18 protein-coding genes are annotated in these 22212 nt (G+C 70.5%); 3 read left to right on the forward strand and 15 right to left on the reverse strand.

Annotation, left to right across the window (positions count from 1 at the left end; translation table 11 throughout):
- Window positions 1-97: 97 nt before the first annotated feature.
- The 3 genes from orn to ABZ877_RS27700 all read right to left on the reverse strand — a co-directional run bounded on the left by orn (window position 98) and on the right by ABZ877_RS27700 (window position 2723).
- Window positions 98-700, reverse strand: coding sequence for an oligoribonuclease (gene orn / locus ABZ877_RS27690; RefSeq protein WP_361076029.1), 603 nt, complete (start codon window positions 698-700; stop codon window positions 98-100).
- Window positions 701-776: 76 nt separating this feature from the next.
- Entirely contained in the window at window positions 777-2060 is a 1284-nt protein-coding gene (locus tag ABZ877_RS27695) for a helix-turn-helix domain-containing protein (RefSeq protein ID WP_361076032.1), read from the reverse strand.
- A gap of 399 nt (window positions 2061-2459) precedes the next feature.
- A complete protein-coding gene (locus ABZ877_RS27700; protein WP_361076278.1) occupies window positions 2460-2723 on the reverse strand; it encodes a hypothetical protein in 264 nt (87 codons plus the stop codon).
- A 466-nt stretch (window positions 2724-3189) separates the two neighbouring features.
- Between ABZ877_RS27700 and ABZ877_RS27705 the strand changes: the two genes are divergently transcribed.
- The gene (locus ABZ877_RS27705) at window positions 3190-3714 is read left to right on the forward strand and encodes a universal stress protein (protein ID WP_361076035.1); all 525 of its coding nucleotides are present in this window, start codon (window positions 3190-3192) and stop codon (window positions 3712-3714) included.
- 213 nt (window positions 3715-3927) lie between these two features.
- Here ABZ877_RS27705 and glmS read toward each other — a convergent pair whose 3' ends face one another.
- Together glmS and ABZ877_RS27715 are read right to left on the reverse strand one after the other, a co-directional pair.
- The gene (glmS, locus tag ABZ877_RS27710) at window positions 3928-5745 is read right to left on the reverse strand and encodes a glutamine--fructose-6-phosphate transaminase (isomerizing) (RefSeq protein ID WP_361076038.1); all 1818 of its coding nucleotides are present in this window, start codon (window positions 5743-5745) and stop codon (window positions 3928-3930) included.
- Between the two features lie 40 nt (window positions 5746-5785).
- Window positions 5786-6043, reverse strand: coding sequence for a hypothetical protein (locus tag ABZ877_RS27715; protein ID WP_361076041.1), 258 nt, complete (start codon window positions 6041-6043; stop codon window positions 5786-5788).
- Window positions 6044-6254: 211 nt separating this feature from the next.
- Between ABZ877_RS27715 and ABZ877_RS27720 the strand changes: the two genes are divergently transcribed.
- On the forward strand, window positions 6255-7823 hold the full coding sequence (locus tag ABZ877_RS27720) for a metallophosphoesterase family protein (RefSeq protein WP_361076044.1): 1569 nt from the start codon (window positions 6255-6257) through the stop codon (window positions 7821-7823).
- Window positions 7824-7908: 85 nt separating this feature from the next.
- Here ABZ877_RS27720 and ABZ877_RS27725 read toward each other — a convergent pair whose 3' ends face one another.
- Window positions 7909-8799, reverse strand: a complete 891-nt coding sequence (locus ABZ877_RS27725; protein ID WP_361076047.1) for a DUF4429 domain-containing protein — start codon at window positions 8797-8799, stop codon at window positions 7909-7911.
- A 164-nt stretch (window positions 8800-8963) separates the two neighbouring features.
- Here ABZ877_RS27725 and ABZ877_RS27730 point away from each other — a divergent pair, with 164 nt between their 5' ends.
- Entirely contained in the window at window positions 8964-10595 is a 1632-nt protein-coding gene (locus tag ABZ877_RS27730) for a beta-N-acetylhexosaminidase (protein WP_361076050.1), read from the forward strand.
- A gap of 63 nt (window positions 10596-10658) precedes the next feature.
- Here the strand turns inward: ABZ877_RS27730 and ABZ877_RS27735 are convergent, their stop codons facing one another.
- From ABZ877_RS27735 to ABZ877_RS27775, 9 genes are all read right to left on the reverse strand, one after another.
- Window positions 10659-12434 (reverse strand): IucA/IucC family siderophore biosynthesis protein, encoded by a 1776-nt coding sequence (locus tag ABZ877_RS27735; protein WP_361076053.1) that lies wholly within the window; start codon window positions 12432-12434, stop codon window positions 10659-10661.
- Window positions 12431-12967, reverse strand: a complete 537-nt coding sequence (locus ABZ877_RS27740; RefSeq protein ID WP_361076056.1) for a GNAT family N-acetyltransferase — start codon at window positions 12965-12967, stop codon at window positions 12431-12433. The genes ABZ877_RS27735 and ABZ877_RS27740 overlap by 4 nt, the downstream gene beginning before the upstream one ends.
- Window positions 12964-14253: a lysine N(6)-hydroxylase/L-ornithine N(5)-oxygenase family protein gene (locus ABZ877_RS27745; protein WP_361076059.1), complete on the reverse strand. Its 1290-nt coding sequence runs from the start codon at window positions 14251-14253 to the stop codon at window positions 12964-12966. Before ABZ877_RS27745 ends, ABZ877_RS27740 begins: the two co-directional genes overlap by 4 nt.
- Window positions 14237-15703: a lysine decarboxylase DesA gene (gene desA / locus ABZ877_RS27750; RefSeq protein ID WP_361076061.1), complete on the reverse strand. Its 1467-nt coding sequence runs from the start codon at window positions 15701-15703 to the stop codon at window positions 14237-14239. Before desA ends, ABZ877_RS27745 begins: the two co-directional genes overlap by 17 nt.
- Before the next feature lie 179 nt (window positions 15704-15882).
- Window positions 15883-16761, reverse strand: a complete 879-nt coding sequence (locus ABZ877_RS27755) for a siderophore-interacting protein (protein WP_361076064.1) — start codon at window positions 16759-16761, stop codon at window positions 15883-15885.
- 4 nt (window positions 16762-16765) lie between these two features.
- Window positions 16766-17812, reverse strand: coding sequence for an ABC transporter substrate-binding protein (locus ABZ877_RS27760; protein WP_361076067.1), 1047 nt, complete (start codon window positions 17810-17812; stop codon window positions 16766-16768).
- A 153-nt stretch (window positions 17813-17965) separates the two neighbouring features.
- Window positions 17966-19120, reverse strand: coding sequence for an acyl-CoA dehydrogenase family protein (locus tag ABZ877_RS27765; protein WP_361076070.1), 1155 nt, complete (start codon window positions 19118-19120; stop codon window positions 17966-17968).
- A 7-nt stretch (window positions 19121-19127) separates the two neighbouring features.
- The gene (locus tag ABZ877_RS27770) at window positions 19128-20075 is read right to left on the reverse strand and encodes a hydroxymethylglutaryl-CoA lyase (protein ID WP_361076073.1); all 948 of its coding nucleotides are present in this window, start codon (window positions 20073-20075) and stop codon (window positions 19128-19130) included.
- Window positions 20076-20172: 97 nt separating this feature from the next.
- Window positions 20173-22179 (reverse strand): biotin carboxylase N-terminal domain-containing protein, encoded by a 2007-nt coding sequence (locus ABZ877_RS27775; RefSeq protein ID WP_361076279.1) that lies wholly within the window; start codon window positions 22177-22179, stop codon window positions 20173-20175.
- Window positions 22180-22212 lie beyond the last annotated feature (33 nt).

Genomic DNA, 22212 nt, shown 5'->3' on the forward strand with positions numbered 1-22212 from the left:
CGACCGGCCGAGAAAAAGTGTACAGGGTCCGAAGGGGTGCTCGCGCACCCGTTTTCCGGACCCCGTACGCGTGGACACGGGACGGCCCGGAAAGGGGCTACTCCGCAGGCAGGACGTACTTCGCCGCGATCGACTTCGCGGTGTCGGAGTCGGGTCCTGGCTGCGGCACGAAGACCGCCTCGCGGTAGTAGCGCAGCTCGGCGATGGACTCGCGGATGTCGGCGAGCGCCCGGTGGTTGCCGTTCTTCTCCGGACTGTTGAAGTACGCCCTCGGGTACCAGCGCCGGGCCAGTTCCTTGACCGAGGACACATCGACGATCCGGTAGTGGAGGTAGTCCTCCAGCGTCGGCATGTCACGCAGCAGGAAGCCGCGGTCGGTGCCGACCGAGTTCCCGCAGAGCGGGGCCTTGCCCGCATCCTTGACGTGCTCACGTACATAAGAGAGAACCTGCTCCTCGGCGTCCGCGAGCGTCGTGCCGCTCGCCAGTTCGTCGAGGAGGCCGGAGGCGGTGTGCATGGTGCGCACCACCTCCGGCATGGTCTCCAGGGCCTCGTCCGGCGGGCGGATCACGATGTCCACACCGTCGCCGAGTACGTTCAGCTCCGAATCGGTGACCAGTGCGGCCACCTCGATGAGCGCGTCGTTCGCCAGCGAGAGTCCGGTCATCTCGCAGTCGATCCACACCATGCGATCGTTCATGCGACCAACCCTACGGGTCGGACCTTCCCGCTGGCAGACGACGGTCACCGGCTCGTGCGACTCCTGTCGCCGGTGGCTACGGAGCCGAGCGCTGTCCGGGCAGGCTCGCCCGGCCCGGCGTGAACGCGTCGGACGGCTTGCCGCCCTCGCCGTGGCTCGTCGGCCCGGAGGGACCGGACGGCCCCGTCGAGACGGAGGCGGTGTGCGCGCCGAGCGCGTGCGCCGCCGCCGTGCGCCGGGACTGGGCGGGCACGGGTCCGTGACCCGGCGCCTCCCCATGGCTCGGCACCGGCGCGAGCTCCACCGGCTTCTCCGGCTTCCCCGCACTCGCCTCGCCCCCCTGCGGCCGGCGCGCGCGGTACGCGGTCCGGTACGCGGCCGGGGACGAGCCGAGCTGGCGGCGGAAGTGCCCGCGCAGCGCGACCGGTGAACGGAAGCCGCAGCGCCCGGCGACCTCGTCGACCGAGTAGTCGGAGGTCTCCAGGAGCCGCTGGGCCTGGAGCACCCGCTGGGTGATCAGCCACTGCAGCGGCGCGCTCCCGGTCAGGGAGCGGAAGCGCCGGTCGAAGGTCCGGCGGCTCATGTAGGCGCGGGCCGCCAGCGTCTCCACGTCGAACTGCTCGTGGAGGTGCTCAAGGGCCCAGGCGACGACCTCGGCCAGCGGGTCCGCGCCGATCTCCTCGGGTAAAGACCGGTCGAGATAGCGCTCCTGGCCGCCGCTGCGGCGCGGCGGGACCACCAGGCGGCGGGCGAGCGCCCCGGCCGCCTCGTTGCCGTGGTCCGTGCGCACGATGTGCAGGCACAGGTCGATACCGGCCGCGGTGCCGGCGCTCGTCAGCACGTCCCCGTCGTCGACGAAGAGCTCGCGCGGGTCCACGTGGACCGACGGGTAGCGCTTGGCGAGCGTCGGCGCGTACATCCAGTGCGTGGTGGCCGGACGGCCGTCGAGCAGGCCGGCCGCGGCGAGCACGAACGCGCCCGTGCACAGGCCGACGATGCGCGCCCCCTCCTCGTGGGCGCGCCGGATGGCGTCGAGCGCCTCCTCCGGTGGCGGTGAGGTGATGGACCGCCAGGCCGGCACGACGACCGTGCCCGCCCGCGAGATCGCCTCGAGTCCGTGTGGTGCGGTGAGCTCCAGTCCCCCTGTGGTCCGCAGGGGGCCCTCTTCGCCGGCGCACACGAGCAACCGGTAGCGGGGAACTCCCGCGTCCTGGCGGTCGATGCCGAACACGGAGAGCGGAATGGAACTCTCGAAAATGGGTCCGCCGCTGAACAGGAGTACCGCGACGATCTCTCGTCGGCGGCGCCCCGCCAGCTTGCGAGCCGCCGCCTCCGGCGCGGTGGTGGAGTCGTGGCTCATCCTGCTAAGCCCCCCTCGGTGATCGCGGCTCCCTCAATACTTTGACGGGCTGTTCGCTCCTGCACGTTTCCCCTCGGTCCTGCACGAAGTCCCCCGCCGCCTACAGATCAGACAGTCATGATCGAATCTACTGTGTCCCGTGGTGCCGTCGTGACCAGTTAAGGACCTGGCACATTGTCGACATGGCAACGTGGCGTGAAGCAGTCGATCACGAAGCGTTGCACTCGCGGGCGTTGCTGGGAAGTACGCCTGTCCTCAGTGGCCGGTCCCCGTAGGGTGCAAGCGGCCTCCGCGGTCCTTTCAGCCCAGGTGGAACGGGGGTTGGAGGGCCCTCGGGACAAGGGGTGCCCCCTGGCGCGAAGTTGGCTGAAAATGTACGGGGTGGCGTGCGGCCGCCGGTCACTCCACCGGCGCACCACGATCCGCCCGATGCCCGCCCCTGCGCGCCCCCGGCGCGCTCCTGCCGTGACGGCCACGATGGCGGCAACACTGTTCACTGTGCAACTGTTCTGCGCCACGTTCCGAGCGGCGCAGCAGCATCCGGCAGACGGCGGTGACGGCGACGAGGCCGAGGGCGGCGCCGGCGGTCCCGGCGGCCGAGATGCCGTACCCGACGAGCACGACCGGGACCACGACACAACTGAACGCCGCCCAGCGGACCACGGCGTCCGCCCCCTCCGCCCCGTTCTGCCCGCCCGGGCCGTCCGCAGCCCTCCGCGGGGCGGGGGCGGGGTCGGTCCGGCGGTGCGTGGCGGCGGCGTGGTGCGCGCGGGTCGGTCCGGGCACGGAGTGCTCCCTGTGGTTTCGGTTCGGGAGTTCAACGCGCGGTCGCCCGCGCGGTCACTTGGCGCGGCCCGGACAGGGGCCACAAGAGTGCGCAAACCGCCTGTACGGGGCAGCAACCATTGCCATACGGGCGTGCCTCGTGCATGCTCCCCTGAACGCTGCGGAGCGGGACCCCCACAGCAGGCGGGGAGCGGCCGGGCAGACGGCCGGAGTCTGGGCTAAGGAGGAGTGCGGCCGTACCCTTGGGGGTATGGGATTGGGAAGATGATTCCCGGACACAGCTCCGCCGAGTCCGTTGTCGTCCCCTCATTCAGAGGCCCACGAGGTACACGCCGAGACACTCATGGCCGGTCACGAGATTCCCGAACCCGCGGACCGCAAGCGGCAGGTCGCCGAACCCACGGAGACCCCCCTCGCGGCGGAAGAGACACGTCACCCCTGTGACCCCGCGTTCCAGCATGGCGTCGTCGTCGGCTTCGACGGCTCGACGTCGAGCGAGCGCGCCCTCGCCTACGCGATCGGCATGGCCCATCGCGCGGGCGCCGGACTGATCATCGTGCACGTCGCCAACCGGCTGCCGACCACGGTGTGGGCCGGCTGCGAGCCACCCGTCTTCGTCGACGTGCCGGACCATCGCACCGAGGTGCTCGGGCTCGAACTGGCCTGTGCCGAGTATCTGGCCGAGGTGCCCTGGATCCTCGTCGAGCGCGGCGGCGACATCTGCCACGAGCTGGAGGAGGTCGGCCGCGAGTACTCCGCCGACGCCATCGTCGTGGGCTCGACCCATGGGCTCGTCGGGCGGATCTTCGGCTCGGTCGCCGGGCGGCTCGCGCGGCGCGCGCAGCGCCCCGTCATCGTCATCCCGTAGCGGTCCGGGCGGCCCCCGGGGCCTTCCGTAGAACCTACTCACGCGTACGAGGTGCCTTGTGCCCTTGTGAAGGGTACGTAGTGTGCGCGGGGGCGACGACCGACGGGCGAAGGCGGCCGGGGTAATGGGCGACCCCGGCCATGCGGGAACGGGTTCCATGCGCAGGGTGGCGCGCATGGAACCCGTTCGTCTGTCCGTCCGCCGGGGCGGTGGCTACTCCACCGTCACCGACTTGGCCAGGTTGCGCGGCTTGTCGATGTCCCGGCCGAGCGCCAACGCCGTGTGGTAGGCGAGGAGTTGGAGCGGGATGCCCATGAGGATCGGGTCCAGCTCGTCCTCGTTCTTCGGCACGACGATGGTGCGGTCGGCCTTCTCCTGCTCCTGGTGGGCGACGGCGAGGATGCGGCCGGAGCGGGCCTTGATCTCCTCCAGGGCCGCGCGGTTCTTCTCGAGCAGGTCGTCGTCGGGGACGATCGCGACCGTGGGCAGCGCCGGCTCGATGAGGGCGAGCGGGCCGTGCTTCAGCTCGGAGGCGGGGTAGGCCTCGGCGTGGATGTACGAGACCTCCTTGAGCTTCAGGGACGCCTCGCGGGCCACCGGGTAGCCCCGGACACGCCCGATGAACATCATCGAGCGGGCGTCCGCGTACTCCTCGGCGATCTTCTTGATCTCCGCCTCCTGCTCCAGGATCTCGGTGATCTGCGCGGGCAGCTTGCGCAGGCCCTCGATGATCCGCTTGCCGTCGGCGACGGACAGGTCGCGGATGCGGCCGAGGTGCAGGGCGAGCAGCGCGAAGGCGACCGTGGTGTTGGTGAAGCACTTGGTGGAGACGACGCAGACCTCGGGGCCCGCGTGCACATAGACACCGGCGTCCGACTCGCGCGCGATGGCGGAGCCGACCACGTTCACGACGCCGAAGACCCGGGCGCCCTTGCGCTTCAGCTCCTGGACGGCGGCGAGCACGTCGTAGGTCTCACCGGACTGGGAGACGGCGATGTAGAGGGTGTCGGGGTCGACGACCGCGTTGCGGTAGCGGAACTCGGAGGCCGGCTCGGCGTCCGCGGGGATGCGGGCCAGCTCCTCGATCATCTGCGCGCCGATCAGACCGGCGTGGTACGAGGTGCCGCAGCCGAGGATCTTCACGCGGCGCACGGAGCGGGCCTCACGGGCGTCCAGGTTCAGGCCGCCGAGGTGCACGGTGGAGAAGCGGTCGTCGATGCGGCCGCGCAGGACGCGGTCGACGGCGTCGGCCTGCTCGAAGATCTCCTTGTGCATGTACGTGTCGTGGCCGCCCATGTCGTAGGAGGCGGCCTCCCACTCGACGGTGGTCGGGGACGCGGTGGTGCGGGTGCCCTCGGTGGTGTACGTACGGAAGTCGTCGGCCTTGAGGGTGGCCATCTCACCGTCGTCGAGGGTGACGATCTGGCGGGTGTGCGAGACGAGCGCGGCGATGTCGGAGGCGACGAACATCTCCTTGTCGCCGATGCCGAGGACGACCGGCGAGCCGTTGCGGGCCACCACGATGCGGTCGGGGAAGTCGGCGTGGACGACCGCGATGCCGTACGTGCCCTCGATGAGGCGCAGCGCGTCGCGGACCTTGTCCTCCAGATCCGTCTGCTGCGAACGGGCGATGAGGTGCGTGAGGACCTCGGTGTCCGTCTCGGAGAGGAACTCGACGCCCTCGGCGATCAGCTTCGCGCGCAGCTCGGCGGCGTTGTCGATGATGCCGTTGTGGACGACGGCGACCTTGTCGTCGCCGGACATGTGCGGGTGCGCGTTCTCGTCGGAGGGGGCGCCGTGCGTGGCCCAGCGGGTGTGGGCGATGCCCGTGGTGCCCTTGAAGCGGGCCGGGACCTTCGCCTCCAGGTCGCGAACGCGGCCCTTGGCCTTGACCATCTTCAGGCCCGTGGCCTTCGGGCTGGTGATGACGATGCCCGCGGAGTCGTAGCCCCGGTACTCCAGACGCTGCAGCCCCTCCAGGAGGAGCGGGGCCACGTCACGCTTGCCGATGTAACCGACAATTCCGCACATAGGTAAGAAAGGTCCCCTCTAGTTCGGTGGGTGGCGGCGGTCAGCCGTAGACGATCCGGCGGAGCTGTCTGAGGGACAGCTCCGGCGGCGCCACCGCCCGGTAGCGCAGGTCCGCCCTGATCTGTTCGAAGATCGCCGCGTTCACCAGGCCCTGCGCCTGGAGTTCGCGGTGGCGGCGACGGACGTACTCCTCCGTCGACTCGTCGAAGTAGGCGAGCACGTCCTGGATCACCCGCAGCGCCTCGCCCCGTCCCAGGGGTGTGCTGCGGGTGAGGTGATCGACGAGTTCCTCGTGCACTCGGATGATCCTGAGGCAGCGCCGGGGCTTTCGCAAGAAATCTGCCCGATATCGGGCAAGCTCTGTCGGAGTGGCGTACGGGATGAAGCGATCCGCGCCCATATGATCAAGGCTTGAAGCGGGTTATGCCCGTTGTTCGGGCCGCGTTCATCCGGCGTACCCGGGCGCGATGGGTGCCCCCAGCAACTTTCAGGCCATGGACATTCCTCGTATGGGCGTACCCGATGAACTGGCCGGCCGGAGCCTGGCCGAGCAGCACGAGTACCTGCGCTCCACGTTCTCCCGCCGCACGATGATGCGCGGCGGCGCCGTCACCCTCGGCGCGGTCGCGGGCGGCGTCTTCGTCCCGGGAGCCGCGAGCGCCGCCACCCCGGCCGCCTCCGCCGCGCGGACGTCGCACGACCACGTGGACGGCGCGCTCGTCGCCCCGTTCGGCCGCCACCTCTCCTACGGCGCCGACCCGCGCACCCAGATGACGGTGTCCTGGCAGGTGCCGGTCCCGGTGAAGAACCCGTTCATCCGCGTCGGCGCCCACGCCGGTGACCTCTCCCGGAAGATCCCGGCGGAGGTCCGCGCGCTGTACACCCCGGCGGGCGTCGGCACGAGCGCCGACCACACCCAGTACTACGTGCACGCCGAGCTGACCCACCTCAAGCCCGGCAAGACGTACTACTACGGCGTCGGCCACCAGGGCTTCGACCCGGCGTCGCCGAAATTCGCGGGCACCATCGGCACCTTCACCACCGCGCCCGCCCGCTCCCAGCCCTTCACCTTCACCGCCTTCGGCGACCAGGGCGTCAGCTACCACGCGCTCGCCAACGACAGCCTGATCCTCGCCCAGGGCCCCGCCTTCCACCTGCACGCGGGCGACATCGCGTACGCGGACCCGTCGGGCTCGGGCCGCACCACGGACACCTTCGACGCGCGGACCTGGGACCAGTTCCTCGCGCAGACCGAGTCCGTCGCCAAGTCGGTGCCGTGGATGGTCAGTTACGGCAACCACGACATGGAAGCCTGGTACTCGCCGAACGGTTACGGCAGCCAGGAGGCCCGCTTCACGCCGCCGCGCAACGGCCCGGACCCGAAGAACCTGCCCGGCGTCTACTCCTTCGTGCACGGCAACACGGCGGTCATCTCCCTCGACGCCAACGACGTGTCCTTCGAGATCCCCGCCAACCTCGGCATCTCGGGCGGCACCCAGACGACATGGTTCGAGGCGCAGCTCAAGAAGTTCCGCCGCCACGGCTCCGGCATCGACTTCGTCGTCGTCTTCTTCCACCACTGCGCCTACTGCACCGCCACCGCGCACGCCTCGGAGGGCGGTGTGCGCAAGGAGTGGGTGCCGCTGTTCGAGAAGTACACGGTCGACCTCGTCATCAACGGCCACAACCACGTCTACGAGCGCTCCGACGTCCTCAAGGGCGACAAGGTCACCAAGGAGCTGCCGATCGGCGGCACCGCCTACCCGGAGACCGACGGCGTCGTCTACGTGACGGCGGGCGCGGCGGGCAAGAGCCTGTACGCCTTCCCCGTCGAGGACACCTACCAGGGCCACGAGAAGGACATCGACCCGTTCCAGTCGTACGTGGTCCAGCCCGACGGCTCCAAGAAGTCCGTGACCGTCGACTGGTCCCGGGTGCGCTACACCAACTACTCGTTCCTGCGGGTGGACGTGGAACCGGCACCGGTGGGCCGTACAGCCAGGCTGACGGTGCGGGGTCTCGCCGAGACGGGTGAGGAGATCGACCGTTTCGTCGTGGCCCGACGCGTACGCCGCTGACCTGCCAGCCCCTCTGGGGGCACCTCCCAGCGTTAGCTGGGGGAGTTTGAGGAGCGGGGTCCGGGGCAGAGCCCCGTGTCGTGTGCTACAGCCGCTTCAACACCGCTTGCTTCGCCGCCGTGAACTCCTCGTCCGTCAGCACCCCGGCCCGGTGCAGCTCACCCAGCTCGCGCAGGCGCCGCAGCAGCGCGTCATGGTCGTCCTCGGCGGGCGCGGCGGGCTGCGGCGCCGGGGGCGGCGTCAGCTCCTTCGACACGGCCGGGGCGGCGACCGGTGCGGCCGGGTGCGGGAGGCGGGCCTGGACGGCCGCCGCGACCAGCGCCATCAGCGGGTCCTTCTTGAACCCCCACAGCTCGATGGAGTTCGGGTCGTACTTCGGCGGCGCCTTCGTCGGCGACGACCGGACGACGAAGCGCAGACAGCCGTTCTCCAGGCCCACGGCCGGCTGCCACTCCACGGCCGCGATGTCCCCGAGGGCGAGCAGCCGCGTCCCAGCGGCGGCCTTGGCGTCCTCCGTCTTCCAGTTCCACTCCAGGCGTATGTGCTCCCCGTCGAAGCTCGCCGTGCCGTCCCCGGCGGAGACGGAGAGCGGCACGGCCGGGCCCGGCAGCACATAGGCGGTGCACGGGGTCGACGGCACCTGTTCGAGCAGCAGCGCGTTGCGCACCTCGTCCACCAGGTACTCGGCGACCCCGTACCGGTCCGCCTCGACCGTGAGCTGGTACGGGTCCGAGCCGTCCGTCAGCTTGCCGCCCGAGGCCTGGAGCAGCGGGTCGGCGCCGTCGCGCAGCCGCAGCCGCAGGCGGCCCGTCTTCTTGCCGTGCTCGAAGGAGATCCCGGCCAACGCCTCCAGGGGGACGACGAGTTCGCCCAGCGTCTTGCGGAGCAGACCGACGTTCTTGTCGCGTCCCGGGGTGAGGCGCAGGGCCTCGCCGTCGAACGTCCACGTGCCGTCGCGCTGGATGATTTCCGCCATGGGGCAATTCTGGCAGCAGGCCCCCGGGGAAAGGTCTGCACCTTGACCGGTCGCGGGGCGGGGGGTACGGATGGTGACCGATCGGTTGCACCTGCGCACGTACACGCGCACGCACGCTCGTACGACGAACTACTCCGCAACGACCACCGTCGAAGGGACCGTTCGTGAGGACGCACCACAGATCGCTTCCCAGGCCCGCCGCGGCCTTGCTCGGATCGCTCCTTCTCGTCGCCGCCGGAGCGGGCGCGCTCGGCGCGGTCCCGGCCGCCGCCTCTCCCACCGCCTCCGCGCCCGCCGCCGCGACCCCGCTCGGGCAGATCGTGCCCGCGCCCGCGAAGGCGACCGCGGGCGGGTCCGCGTACCGGATCACCGCCGCGACCCGGATCCGCGTCGAGGACGGCTCGCGCGAGGCGCGCCGGATCGGCGACTACCTCGCCGGGGTCCTGCGCCCCTCCACCGGCTACAAGCTGCCCGTCACCGACGCCGAGGGACGCGACGGCATCCGGCTCGAACTGCACCGCAAGGACGGCGAGCTGGGGGCGGAGGGGTACCGGCTGACCAGTGATGGCCGGTCCGTCACCGTCGTCGCGCGGGAGGCCGCCGGGCTCTTCCACGGCGTCCAGACCCTGCGCCAGCAACTGCCCGCGAAGGTCGAGGCGGACAGCAGGCAGGCGGGGCCGTGGCTGGTCGCGGGCGGCACCATCGAGGACACGCCGCGCTACGCGTGGCGCGGCGCCCACCTCGACGTGTCCCGCCACTTCTTCACCGTCGGCCAGGTCAAGCGGTACATCGACGAACTCGCGCTCTACAAGGTCAACAAGCTGCACCTGCACCTCAGCGACGACCAGGGCTGGCGCCTCGCGATCGACTCCTGGCCGCGCCTCGCCACGTACGGCGGATCGACGCAGGTCGGCGGCGGCGCGGGCGGCTACTACACGAAGGCCCAGTACAAGGAGATCGTCCGGTACGCGGCCTCGCGCTATCTGGAGGTCGTGCCCGAGATAGACATGCCGAGCCACACGAACGCGGCGCTCGCCTCCTACGCCGAGCTGAACTGCGACGGCGTCGCGCCCCCGCTCTACACCGGCACCGAGGTCGGCTTCAGCTCGCTGTGTGTCAACAAGGACATCACGTACAAGTTCGTGGACGACGTGGTGCGGGAGGTCGCGGCGCTCACACCCGGCCGCTACCTCCACATCGGCGGCGACGAGGCCCACTCCACCAGCCACGAGGACTACGTCGCCTTTATGAACAAGGTGCAGCCCATCGTCGCCAAGTACGGCAAGACGGTGGTCGGCTGGCACCAGCTCACCGAGGCCACGCCGGCCAAGGGCGCGCTCGCGCAGTACTGGGGCACGGAAGGGACCGGCGCTGCGGAGAAGGCGCGGGTCGCCGAGGCCGCGAAGAACGGGACCGGGCTCATCATCTCGCCCGCCGACCGCACGTACCTCGACATGAAGTACACCAAGGACACACCGCTCGGCCTGTCCTGGGCGGGGTACGTGGAGGTGCGGCGGTCCTACGACTGGGACCCCGGCACCTATCTGCCCGGCGCGCCGAGTGAGGCCGTGAAGGGCGTCGAGGCGCCGCTGTGGTCGGAGACCCTGTCGACGTCCGCACACCTCGACTACATGGCGTTCCCGCGCCTGCCCGGGGTCGCGGAGCTGGGTTGGTCGCCCGCGGCCACGCACGACTGGGACACGTACAAGGTGCGGCTCGCCGCGCAGGCGCCGCGCTGGGACGCTCTCGGTATCGGGTACTACAAGTCGCCGCAGGTGCCGTGGCCGGCCGGCTGACATTCGTGTGAAAGGGGCCCGGGAGGACCGTCTCCCGAGCCCCTTTCGGTCTTCGGAGCCGCGTTACGCGATCGGGTTCTCCAGCTCGCCGACCAGCTGGAGCGCGCCCGACGGGTCCGCCAGGTCGACCATCTGCTGGTTGTTGCGCAGTTGCAGCCGGTTGAGGGCCGACAGCGCGAACGTCGGCGCGAACATGTCGTACTGCTTGAACTTGTCCGCCAGGTGCGGCGCGGACTCCTGGTAGTCGCGGACGCAGTCGGCGACCGCCGCCCAGAACGTGTCCTCGTCCAGGACGCCGTCCTCGACCAGGTTCGCCGCGAGGAAGCGGAAGAAGCAGTCGAAGACGTCCGTGAAGATCGAGAGCAGCTTCATGTCCTCGGGGACGTCGACGCGGATGCGGTCCACCTTCGGCGGGAGCACCGCGTCCGTGTCCATCACCGCGATCTCCTCGGCGATGTCCTTGCACACCGCGCGCTTGACCACGCCCCGCTCGTCCAGGACGAGGATGGTGTTCTCGCCGTGCGGCATGAACACCAGGTCATAGGCGTAGAAGCTGTGGAGCAGCGGCGTCAGGTACGCGTGGAGGTAGGGCCTCAGCCACTCGCGCGGCGTCAGGCCCGAGCGCTCGATCAGGGCGCCCGCGAAGGAGCGGCCCGCACGGTCCACGTGCAGCAGCGAGGCCATGGTCGCGAGGCGCTCGCCGTCGGCGAGGGACGGCACCGGGGACTCGCGCCACAGGGCGGCCAGCATCTTGCGGTAGGGCGAGTAGCGGTCGGTGGCGGCCTCGTACTCCAGGTGGCGGTAGCCGACGGCCGCGCGCTCGCGGATGATCGTCAGGCCCGTGCCCTTGAGGACCTCGTCGCTCTCGATGATCCCGGCCAGCCAGTCGTTGATGGCGGGCGTCGCCTCCATGTACGCCGCCGACAGGCCGCGCATGAACCCCATGTTGATGACGGACAGGGCCGTCTTCACGTAGTGCTTCTCGGGGGAGGTCGAGTTGAAGAACGTACGGATGGACTGCTGCGCCAGGTACTCGTCGTCGCCCTCGCCGAGGAGCACGAGGCGGCGCTGGGCGACCTCGGCGGCGAAGGTGACGGACAGCTTGTTCCACCACTGCCAGGGGTGGACGGGGATGAGCAGGTAGTCGGCCGGGTCGAGGCCCTGGTCGCGCAGGGTGGCGTCGAAGCGGTCGAGGGTGGCCTGGCCCAGTTCGGCGCGGAGCAGAGACTCGTAGTCGACGCCGACGCCCGAGGTGAAGGCGGCCCGCTCGCGCGTCGCCGCCAGCCAGATCAGCCGCACGGGGCTCGCGGTCTCCGGCGCGTACGACAGGTACTCGTGGATGCCGAAGCCGAGGCGGCCGTTGTTGGCGACGAAGCAGGGGTGGCCCTCGGTCATGCCCGTCTCGATGTCCTGGAAGGACCCGGAGGCGGCCAGCTCGGCGGCGGTGACGTCGGGCTTGGTCAGCTTGTAGCAGGTGCCGGAGAGGGTGGAGGAGATCTCCTCCAGGTAGACCGGCAGGATCGCGTCGGACAGGCCGAGCGCGCCCTTCAGCTCGGTGAAGAACTCCAGCGCCTGGAGGGGGAGTTCGGCGCCGTCGCGGTGGCGGGTGATCGAGTCGGCGGGGATCTGCCAGTGGTCCAGGCGCAGTCGGCGGGCGCTGAACTCGTAGCGGGTGTTGCCGTCGTCGCTGCGGACGACGTACCGGCCGGCGTCGCCCAGGGGCTCCGGGGTGAGGAGCCGCTCGTGGGTGAACTCGGCGAGCGCCTTGCGGATCAGGAGGCGGTTGGCCTCGGCCCAGCGTTCGGGGGAGAGGTGGGAGACGGCTTCGGCGAGGGTCATGCGCGGGCCCCCTCGGCGGTGGCTGCCTCGAACTGGGCGCGCGTGCAGAAGCTGAGCAGCGCCTTCTTCTCCGGCTTGTCGATCTCCCGGTCCGGGACGAAGCCGACGGCCTCGTTGAGCGCGTGCACCGCCTTGTTGCGCACGTCGGGCTCGACGACGACGCGTGCCACCTCCGGGTCCTCGAACAGGTATTTCATGACCGCGGTGATCACGGCGCGCGTGAAGCCGTGCTCCGGGGTGTCGGTCGGCGCGACGAGGAAGTGCATGCCGATGTCGCCGGGCTCGGGCTCGTACAGGCCGACCAGCTCCACGTGGCGGGGGTCGTAGCGCTCCATCAGGAAGACGGGGACGCCGTCCCGCTCGCCGATGAACGCGTCCTGGTGCTCGGCGGCGGCGATGGACATGTACTCGCGCTCGACGTCCGTCAGCGAGGCGTTCCCCATCAGCCAGAACGACGCCTTGGGGTGAGTGACCCATGCGTGGACGAGTTCGGCGTCCTTGGTCGGGTCGAGGGGGCGTATCTCGAAGGTCATACGGAGAACTCCTGGAAGGCGATGGTCTTCTCGACGGGGTAGTACTCGGTGCCGAGCAGCTCGCCGATGATGTAGCTGTTGCGGTAGGCACCCATGCCCAGGTCGGGGCTGGTGATGCTGTGCGTGTGCACGCCCGCGTTCTGCAGGAAGATGCCGCGCCCGGTGGTGTCGATGGCGTAGTTGCGGGCGACGTCGAAGCGCCCCCGCCCGTCGAACCGGATGCGGTCCTTGACCGGCTCCAGGAACGCCGGGACCTGGTACTTGTAGCCGGTGGCGAGGATCAGGCCCTCGGTCCGCAGCTCGTACGTCTTGTCCTGCTCCTCCTGGTGCAGGCCGAGGGTGTACGTGCCGTCCTCGTAACGCGCGCTGACCAGAGCGGAGTTGGTGAGCAGACGCGTCGGCACCGGGCCGCTGAGCTTCTTCTGGTACAGCAGGTCGAAGATGGCGTCGATCAGCTCGCCGTCGATGCCCTTGAACAGACCCTTCTGCCGCTCCTCCAGGGCATACCGGGTGGTCTCCGGCAACGCGTGGAAGTAGTCGATGTAGTCCGGGGACGTCATCTCAAGGGTCAGCTTGGTGTATTCGAGCGGGAAGAAGCGCGGGGAGCGCGTGACCCAGTTCAGGCGGTAGCCGTGGACGTCGATCTCGTTGAGCAGGTCGTAGTAGATCTCGGCGGCGGACTGGCCGCTGCCGATCAGCGTGATCGACTCCTTCTTCTGCAGCTCCTCCTTGTGCTGGAGGTAGCGGGAGTTGTGCAGGTGGTCGCCGCCGAGGCCCTGGACGGCCTCGGGGATGTGCGGCGGGGTGCCGGTGCCGAGGACCAGGTGCGGGGCGCGATAGGTGGCGCCGCTCTCGGTGGTGGCGGTGTAGAGGCCGTCGCCCTCGTCGTACGTGACGGAGGTGACCGTCGTGTTGAAGCGGATGGACGAGACCTTGGCGGCGGCCCAGCGGCAGTAGTCGTTGTACTCGACGCGCAGCGGATAGAAGTTCTCACGGATGTAGAACGAGTAGAGCCGCCCCTGCTCCTTCAAGTAGTTGAGGAACGAGTACGGGGAGGTCGGGTCGGCGAGCGTGACGAGGTCCGACATGAACGGGGTCTGGAGGTGGGCGCCCTCCAGGAACATGCCGGAGTGCCACTCGAAGTCCGGCTTGGACTCCAGGAACACGCCGTTCAGCTCGGCTATGGGTTCGGTCAGGCAGGCGAGGCCGAGGTTGAACGGTCCGAGCCCGATCCCGATGAAGTCGTACGCGGTGGAGGAGTCTCGGGACTCAGGAAGCGCGGTCAAGGGTGTCTCCCAGGTACTGCTCGGCGTGGCCGGCGATGAGGTCGAGGACGGCCGAGATGTCGGCGAGGGTCGTCTCGGGGTTGAGCAGGGTGAACTTCAGGTACTGGCGGTCGCCCACCTTGGTGCCCGCGACGACGGCGTCGCCGGAGGCGAACAGGGCCTTGCGGGCGTAGAGGTTGGCGCGGTCGATCTCCGCGGGGTCGGTGACGGCGGCGGGGATGTAGCGGTAGACGAGCGTGGACAGGCTCGGCTCCACGACGACGTCGAAGCGCGGGTCGGCGGCGAGCAGCTTCCAGCCCTCGTGGGCGAGGTCGCACACCTCGTCGAAGAGGGTGCCGATGCCGTCGGCGCCCATGACGCGCAGCGTCATCCACAGCTTGAGCGCGTCGAAGCGGCGGGTCGTCTGGAGGGACTTGTCGACCTGGTTGGGGATGCGCTCGGCGACCGTACGGCGCGGGTTGAGGTACTCGGCGTGGTAGGTCGCGTGGCGCAGGGTGGCGCCGTCGCGGACCAGGATCGCGCTCGAACTCACCGGCTGGAAGAAGGACTTGTGGTAGTCGACGGTGACGGAGTCGGCGCGCTCGATGCCGGTGAGCCGGTCGCGGTTCCTCGGCGAGACGAGCAGCCCGCAGCCGTACGCGGCGTCGACGTGCATCCACGTGTCGTACTGGGCGCACAGCTCGGCGATCTCGGGCAGCGGGTCGATGGAGCCGAAGTCGGTGGTGCCCGCGGTGGCGACGACGGCCATGGGGACGAGGCCCTCGGCGCGGCAGCGCTCCAGCTCGGCGGCGAGCGCCACGGTCTGCATCCGCTTGTTGCGGTCGACGGGGATCGAGACGACCGCGTCGGCGGAGAGGCCGAGGAGCTGCGCGGACTTCTTCACGCTGAAGTGGCTGACGTCGGAGGCGAAGATCCGCAGTTTCGCGAGCGAGGCCGGGCCTTCCCAGCCCTCGGGGCCCGGCTTGGCCTCCTGGCGGGCCAGGAGCAGCGCCTGGAGGTTGGACTGCGAGCCGCCGGAGGTGAAGACGCCGTCGGCGGCGGGGCCGAGGCCGATGCGGGCGGCGGTCCAGTCGATGAGCTTGCGCTCGATGAGCGTGCCGCCCGCCGACTGGTCCCAGGTGTCGAGGGAGGAGTTGACGGCGGACAGGACGGCTTCGGCCACCACGGCGGGGATCACGACCGGGCAGTTGAGGTGCGCCAGGTAGCGGGGGTGGTGGAAGTAGACGGCGTCGCGGAGGTAGACGTCCTCCAGCTCGTCGAGCACGGCCATCGTGTCGTGGAGCGGCTGGTCCAGGTCGACGGCGTCGATAGTGGGGGCGAGGGCGTCCGGGGTGACGCCCGTGAACGGCCGTGCGGTGGTGGCGAGTTTGGCCGCCACCCGCTCGATTCCCTCGGTCACGGAGCTGCGGTAGAGCTCCGCGGTCGTGTCATTGAGCAGGTGCGAGCGCATGAACGGTTCCTCCGGGTGGGGGCGGGGTGATCCCGGGCGGGGCAGCGAAAAGGGCGAGGTCGCGAACTCGGTGGTTAGGTTAGCCTAACCTAAGTTGAGTGCGCGACCCCGCCCCTGGTTCTTGACCGGATTGCCCTACTGTGGCCGGATAACAGCCACCTCGGCAGTGTCGTTGTGCCTCAGGCGGCGGCCGGCTGCTCCCGCAGCGCGTCCTCGCTCAGCCCGCGCTTCCAGTACCCGACGAACGTCACCGCCCGCTTGTCGTACCCGCGCTCGCGCACGAGGTGGCGGCGCAGCTCCTTCATCGTCCCGCACTCACCGGCCAGCCAGGCGTACGGGCGTGCGGCGGACGGGAGTTGGGCGCTGCGCATGGCTTCGAGCGCCGTGGGAGCGCCCTCCTCGCGCACCAGCCACTCCACGGTCACGTCGGCGGCGGTCACGATCGGCTGGACGTCACCGCGGCGCGGGACCTCCAGGATCACGTGCGCGGAGACGTGCGACGGCAGCCAGGCGAGGACGCCGAGCGCGGCGGGCAGCGCCGTCTCGTCACCCCACATGAGGATGGAGTCGAAGTCCTGCGGCGGGCGGCAGCGCACCGCCGCGTTGTCGGCGACCGCCGGGCCGAGCACGGTGGCGCGGTCGCCGGGGCGCGCGCCCTCCGCCCAGCGGCAGGCGGGCCCGGCGGCGGCCGGACCGTCGTTGTGCAGGACGAAGTCGATGTCGATCTCCTCGACATGCCCCGGCCGCGCGCGCCGCTGGCCGCTCAGCGTGTACGAGCGCATGACCGCGCGCTCGTGGTCCGGGATCGCCCGGTAGGCCGCGTGCCAGGCGCGGCCGTCGTCGCCGGGCTCGACGGGCGGCAGGATGGGCGCGTCCTGACCCGGCCGCGGCAGGAACAGCGAGAGGGACTGGTCGCGCCCGCCGCCGTGGAAGGCGGCGAGCTCGTCCCCGGTGAAGGTGACCCTCAGCAGTGACGGGCCGAGGCGCCGGGTGCGCACCACTCGCAGATCGAAGAATCGGAAAGGGGTTACAGCGGGAGCTTCGGCCGTCACGGTCATGGGGTCAGGACACCTTCTTCGCGGTCTCGATGGCCTTGGCCAGGTTCTCCAGGAGAGGGGCGCACTTGTCGTAGGACAGGATCGGCTCGGGGGAGCGCGGGATGACCTGCCCGGCCTTCACGGCGGGGAGCTGCTTCCAGGTCGGCTCGTCGATGTCGGCCGGCTGGATGGTCTGGCTGCGGTCGTCCATCATGATGATGTCGGCCTTGTGCTTGTCGACGTTCTCCCAGCTCAGGTTCTCGAACCAGCCGCCGGACGCCTTCTTCGCGGCCTCCGTGGGCTCCACGAAGTTCACGCCGAGCGCCTTGAAGTACTCCAGGTCGATGGAGAGGTTCGTGCCGGACACGTAGAAGATGTCCTGGCTCGCCGAGCCGGCGAGGACCTTGATGTCGGGGTGGGCCTTCGCGGCCTTGCGCAGGCGGGCCGCCGCGTCCTCGAACCGCTTCTTCGCCGCGACGACCTTGTCGGCCTTCAGGTCGGCGCCGAGCGACTCGGCCAGCGCCCACATGCGCTCAAGGGGCTGCGTCAGTTGGCGGTCGAAGACGGAGATCGCGACGCTCGGGGCGAGCTTGGCGATCTTGTCCTTGGACTCCTCGGGGACGGACCACAGGGTGCCCGCGCTGTCGAACGTCGTCGTGATCAGCACGTCCGGGGCGAGGCCCGCGTACTTCTCGATGTTGAACTGGCCCCACGCGTTGCCGAGGACCGTCACCTTGGAGACGTCCATGTCGCCGGCCTGCACGTCCGGCTTGCCGCCCTTGGTCGTCGTCGGGCCGAAGACGCCCTTGACCTGGACGCCGTAGTCCCACAGGGCGGCGCCGACGCCGGTGAAGGCGACGATGTTCGCCGGGACCTTGTCCAGCTTCACCGTGGTGCCGCGGTCGTCCTTGAACGACCAGGGGCCGGACTTGCCCTTCGTCGTCGAGCCCGAGCCGCTGTCTTTCCCGCCGTCGTCGCTGCCGCAGGCGGCGAGCGCGACACCGAGGCCGAGGGCGCCGCCTGCGGCGAGGATGCCGCGGCGGGTGGGGCGGGACAGTCGGGCGTTGGGCATCTCGCACTGCTTTCGGACGTGCCGGACCGGCGCCGGGCGGGGTCTCAAGAACTGAGGGAAGGTTAACCTAAGTTCTCTGCATGTCCAGGGGGCGGGGTCTGTGATCTACACGTCTGTGATCCACGACAGTCCCGCCCCCGGCCCGGCGAAGCCCTACTGCGCGACGCCCAGTTCCCGCGCGATCAGCATGCGCTGCACCTCGCTCGTGCCCTCGCCGATCTCCAGGATCTTGGAGTCCCGCCACATCCTGGCCACCGGGTACTCGTTCATGAAGCCGTAGCCGCCGTGGATCTGCGTCGCCTCGCGCGCGTTGTCCACCGCCACCGTCGAGGAGTACAGCTTCGCGATCGCCGCCTCCTTCTTGAACGGCTCCCCGGCGACCATCCGCGACGCGGCGTCGTACCAGCCGACCCGGGCCATGTGCGCCCGCATCTCCATGTCCGCGAGCTTGAACTGGATCGCCTGGTTCGTCCCGATCGGCTTGCCGAACGCGTGCCGCTCGGCCGCGTACTTCACCGACTCGTCCACACAGCCCTGCGCGAGGCCGGTGGCGAGCGCCGAGATGGCGATGCGGCCCTCGTCGAGGATGCGCAGGAACTGGGCGTACCCACGGCCCTCCTCACCGAGCAGGTTCGCCACCGGCACGCGCACGTCCGAGAAGGACAGCTCACGCGTGTCCGACGCGTTCCACCCGACCTTCGAGTACGGGGCCGCGACCGTGAACCCGGGCGTCCCCGACGGCACGATGATCGCCGAGATCAGCGGGCGGCCGTCCGGCTTCCGGCCCGTGACGGCGGTGACCGTGACCAGGCCCGTGATGTCCGTCCCCGAGTTGGTGATGAAGCACTTGGAGCCGTTGATCACCCACTCGTCGCCGTCCCGGACCGCCGTCGTACGGGTGCCGCCCGCGTCCGAACCGCCGTCCGGCTCCGTCAGGCCGAACGCGCCCAGGATCTCGCCCGCGCACAGGCGCGGCAGCCACTCCCGCTTCTGCTCCTCCGTGCCGAACAGGTGCAGCGGCATCGCGCCGAGCGAGACACCCGCCTCCAGGGTGATCGCCACCGAGGAGTCGACGCGGGCCAGCTCCTCCAGGGCGATGCCGAGCGCGAAGTAGTCGCCGCCCATCCCGCCGTACTCCTCCGGGAACGGCAGGCCGAACAGGCCCATGCGGCCCATCTCCCGGACGATCTCGTACGGGAACTCATGACGCTCGTAGTAGTCGCCGATCTTCGGCGCGACGACGTCGTGCGCGAACGCCTCGACCGTGCGGCGCAGCTCTTCCAGCTCGGGGCTCAGACGGTGGTCCATCGTGTACTCACTGCTCCTGGTGGGTCAGGGCGCGGACGGTGCGGGACGGGCTCGGTCGGCCCAGTTGTTCGGCCATCCACGCGCTCGTGGCGGTGAGGCGGCCGAGGTCGACCCCGGTCTCGATGCCGAGTCCGCGCAGCATCCAGACGAGGTCCTCGGTGGCGAGATTGCCGGTGGCGCTCTTCGCGTACGGGCAGCCGCCCAGGCCGCCCGCGGAGGCGTCCACCGTGGTCACGCCGTGCTGGAGCGCCGCCAGGGTGTTGGAGAGGGCCTGGCCGTACGTGTCGTGGAAGTGGACGCCGAGGTGGTGTGTGGCGACGCCGGCCTCGTTCAGCGCGGTCAGCAGGGCGGTGACGTGGCCGGGTGTCGCCACGCCGATCGTGTCGCCGAGGCTCAGTTCGTCGCAGCCCATGTCGATGAGGGCCTTCGCCGTCGCCACGACCTGGGGGACCGGGACCGGGCCCTCCCAGGGGTCGCCGAAGCACATCGAGAGGTAGCCGCGGACGTGGGCGCCCTCTTCCTTGGCGCGGGTCACCACCGGGGTGAACATGTCCAGGGACTCGGCGATCGTGCGGTTCAGGTTGGCCTTCGCGAAGGACTCCGTCGCGCTGGCGAACACGGCGATGCGGCTCGCACCGAGGGTCAGGGCTCGGGTCAGGCCCTTTTCGTTCGGTACGAGTACGGGGAGGTGGATTTTTTCGGGGTCGAGGTCCTGGAGGGCGGGGAACAGGGTCTCCGCGTCCGCCAGTTGGGGGACCCACTTGGGGTGGACGAAGCTTGTTGCCTCGATGGTGGTGAGGCCGGCTTCGGCGAGGCGGTGGATGAACTCGGCCTTGACCTCCGTGGGGACCAGGTTCTTCTCGTTCTGGAGGCCGTCCCTCGGGCCTACCTCGTGGATCCGGACGTGGGTGGGGAGGTTTTTCGCCGGGGCCACCATGGGGAGGGCAGGGGTCATCGGCGTGCCTCCTCGCCGTTGGGGGTTCTCGTCTGAGGCGGCTGCGGCGCCGTCGTGGCTGGTCGCGCAGTTCCCCGCGCCCCTGAGGGGGTTGTCCTCATGCCGGGGCCTCCTCGCTGGGGGAGGTTCGTGTTTCTGGCGGGTGCGGCGCCGTCGTGGCCGGTCGCGCCCCGCCGCGGAGCGGCTGATCGGCACTGCCCCGCGCCCCTAGGGGGTCTACCACCGCCAGGGTTTGGTCCATGGCCACCGTCGTGCCCGGGGTTACGTCCAGCTCCGTCACCACTCCCGCGTGGGGGGACGCGATGACGTGTTCCATCTTCATCGCCTCGACCACCAGGAGGCTCTGGCCCGCGGTCACCTCGTCGCCGACCGCCACCTTCACCACCGTCACCGTGCCGGGCATCGGGGCCGTCAGGGAGCCCGCGCCGCCCGGGCCCGCGCCCGTGAGGCTCGCCGCCACCGGGTCGTGGTCCTGGACGTGCCAGGCGTCGCCGTCCAGGGCGAGCCAGTCGCCGGCGGTGGCGGTGAGGCGGGCCGGTCGGGTGGGGGCGCCCGACACCAGGATCTCCGCGCCGCGGACGCGGACCTCCACCGGGTCGTGGCCCGGGACGCGCAGGTGGTGGACCGTCCAGGCCGCATCGCCGCCCAGGCGCCAGCCGTCGGGGCGGGAGAACGGGTCCGACCAGCCCGGCCCCTCCGGCGGCGCGAGGCGCTGTTGGCGCAGGGCGCCCGCCGCCGCGTAGACGGCGGGAGGGACCTCCGAGTCGACCAGGGTGTCCGCCGCGCGCTCCACCAGGCCCGTGTCCATCTCGCCCGAGACCACGTCCGGGTGGGCCAGGAGGCGCCGCAGGAAGCCGGCGTTCGTCGGCACGCCCAGCGTCACCGTGCGGGCCAGCGCGGCGCGCAGCCTGCGCAGGGCCGTCGCGCGGTCGGGGCCGTAGGCGATGACCTTCGCGAGCATCGGGTCGTAGAGGGAGGTGACCTCGGTGCCTTCGCTGAGGCCCGAGTCCGTGCGGATGCCGGTGCCGGTCGGCTCGTGCAGGGCGAGGACCGTGCCGCCCGACGGGAGGAAGCCGCGGGACGGGTCCTCGGCGCAGAGGCGGGCCTCGACCGCGTGGCCGGTCAGCGTGATGTCGTCCTGGGTGAAGGGGAGCGGTTCGCCCGCCGCGACCCTGATCTGCCACTCCACCAGATCGAGGCCGGTGATCAGCTCGGTGACCGGGTGCTCCACCTGGAGGCGGGTGTTCATCTCCATGAAGCAGTACGCGGACGGGTCCTCGCCGGGGACGATGAACTCGACCGTGCCCGCGCCCCGGTAGCCGCAACTGCGGGCCGCCTCCACGGCCGCCGCGCCCATCGCCGCGCGCGTGGCCTCGTCCAGCAGGACGCTCGGCGCCTCCTCGACGATCTTCTGGTGGCGGCGCTGCAACGAGCATTCGCGCTCGCCCAGGTGCACGACATTGCCGTGCGCGTCGGCGAGGACCTGGATCTCGATGTGCCGGGGGCGGTCGATCCACCGCTCGACCAGGAGGGTGTCGTCGCCGAAGGAGGCGCGGGCCTCGCGCCGCGCGGCGGCGATCTCGTCGTCCAGGGTGGACAGGTCGCGGACCAGCCGCATGCCCTTGCCGCCGCCGCCCGCCGAGGGCTTGAGGAGGACCGGCGCGCCCAACGCGCGTGCCGCCTCCGCCAGCTCTGGGTCGCGGCCGCCCGGGACCACCGGCACCCCGGCCGTCGACACCGTCTCCTTGGCGCGGATCTTGTCGCCCATCAGCGCGATCGCGTCGGCGGACGGGCCGATGAAAATAAGGCCCGCCTCCTCGCAGGCGCGCGCGAACCCGGCGTTCTCCGCGAGGAACCCGTACCCGGGGTGCACGGCCTGCGCGCCGGTCTTCCTCGCGGCCTCGATGAGGTTCTCGATGGAGAGGTAGCTCTCGGTCGCCGGGGGCGGGCCGATGCGTACCGCCTCGTCCGCCTCGCGCACGTGCCGTGCGTCGGCGTCGGCGTCGCTGTACACCGCGACCGAGCGGATGCCGAGGTCACGCAGTGTGCGGATGACGCGGACGGCGATCTCGCCACGGTTGGCCACGAGTACGGTGTCGAACAGAGCGGTCTCGGTCTCGTCGATGTTCGTCATGCG

Source organism: Streptomyces sp. NPDC046939, assembly GCF_040644575.1.
GTDB lineage: Bacteria > Actinomycetota > Actinomycetes > Streptomycetales > Streptomycetaceae > Streptomyces.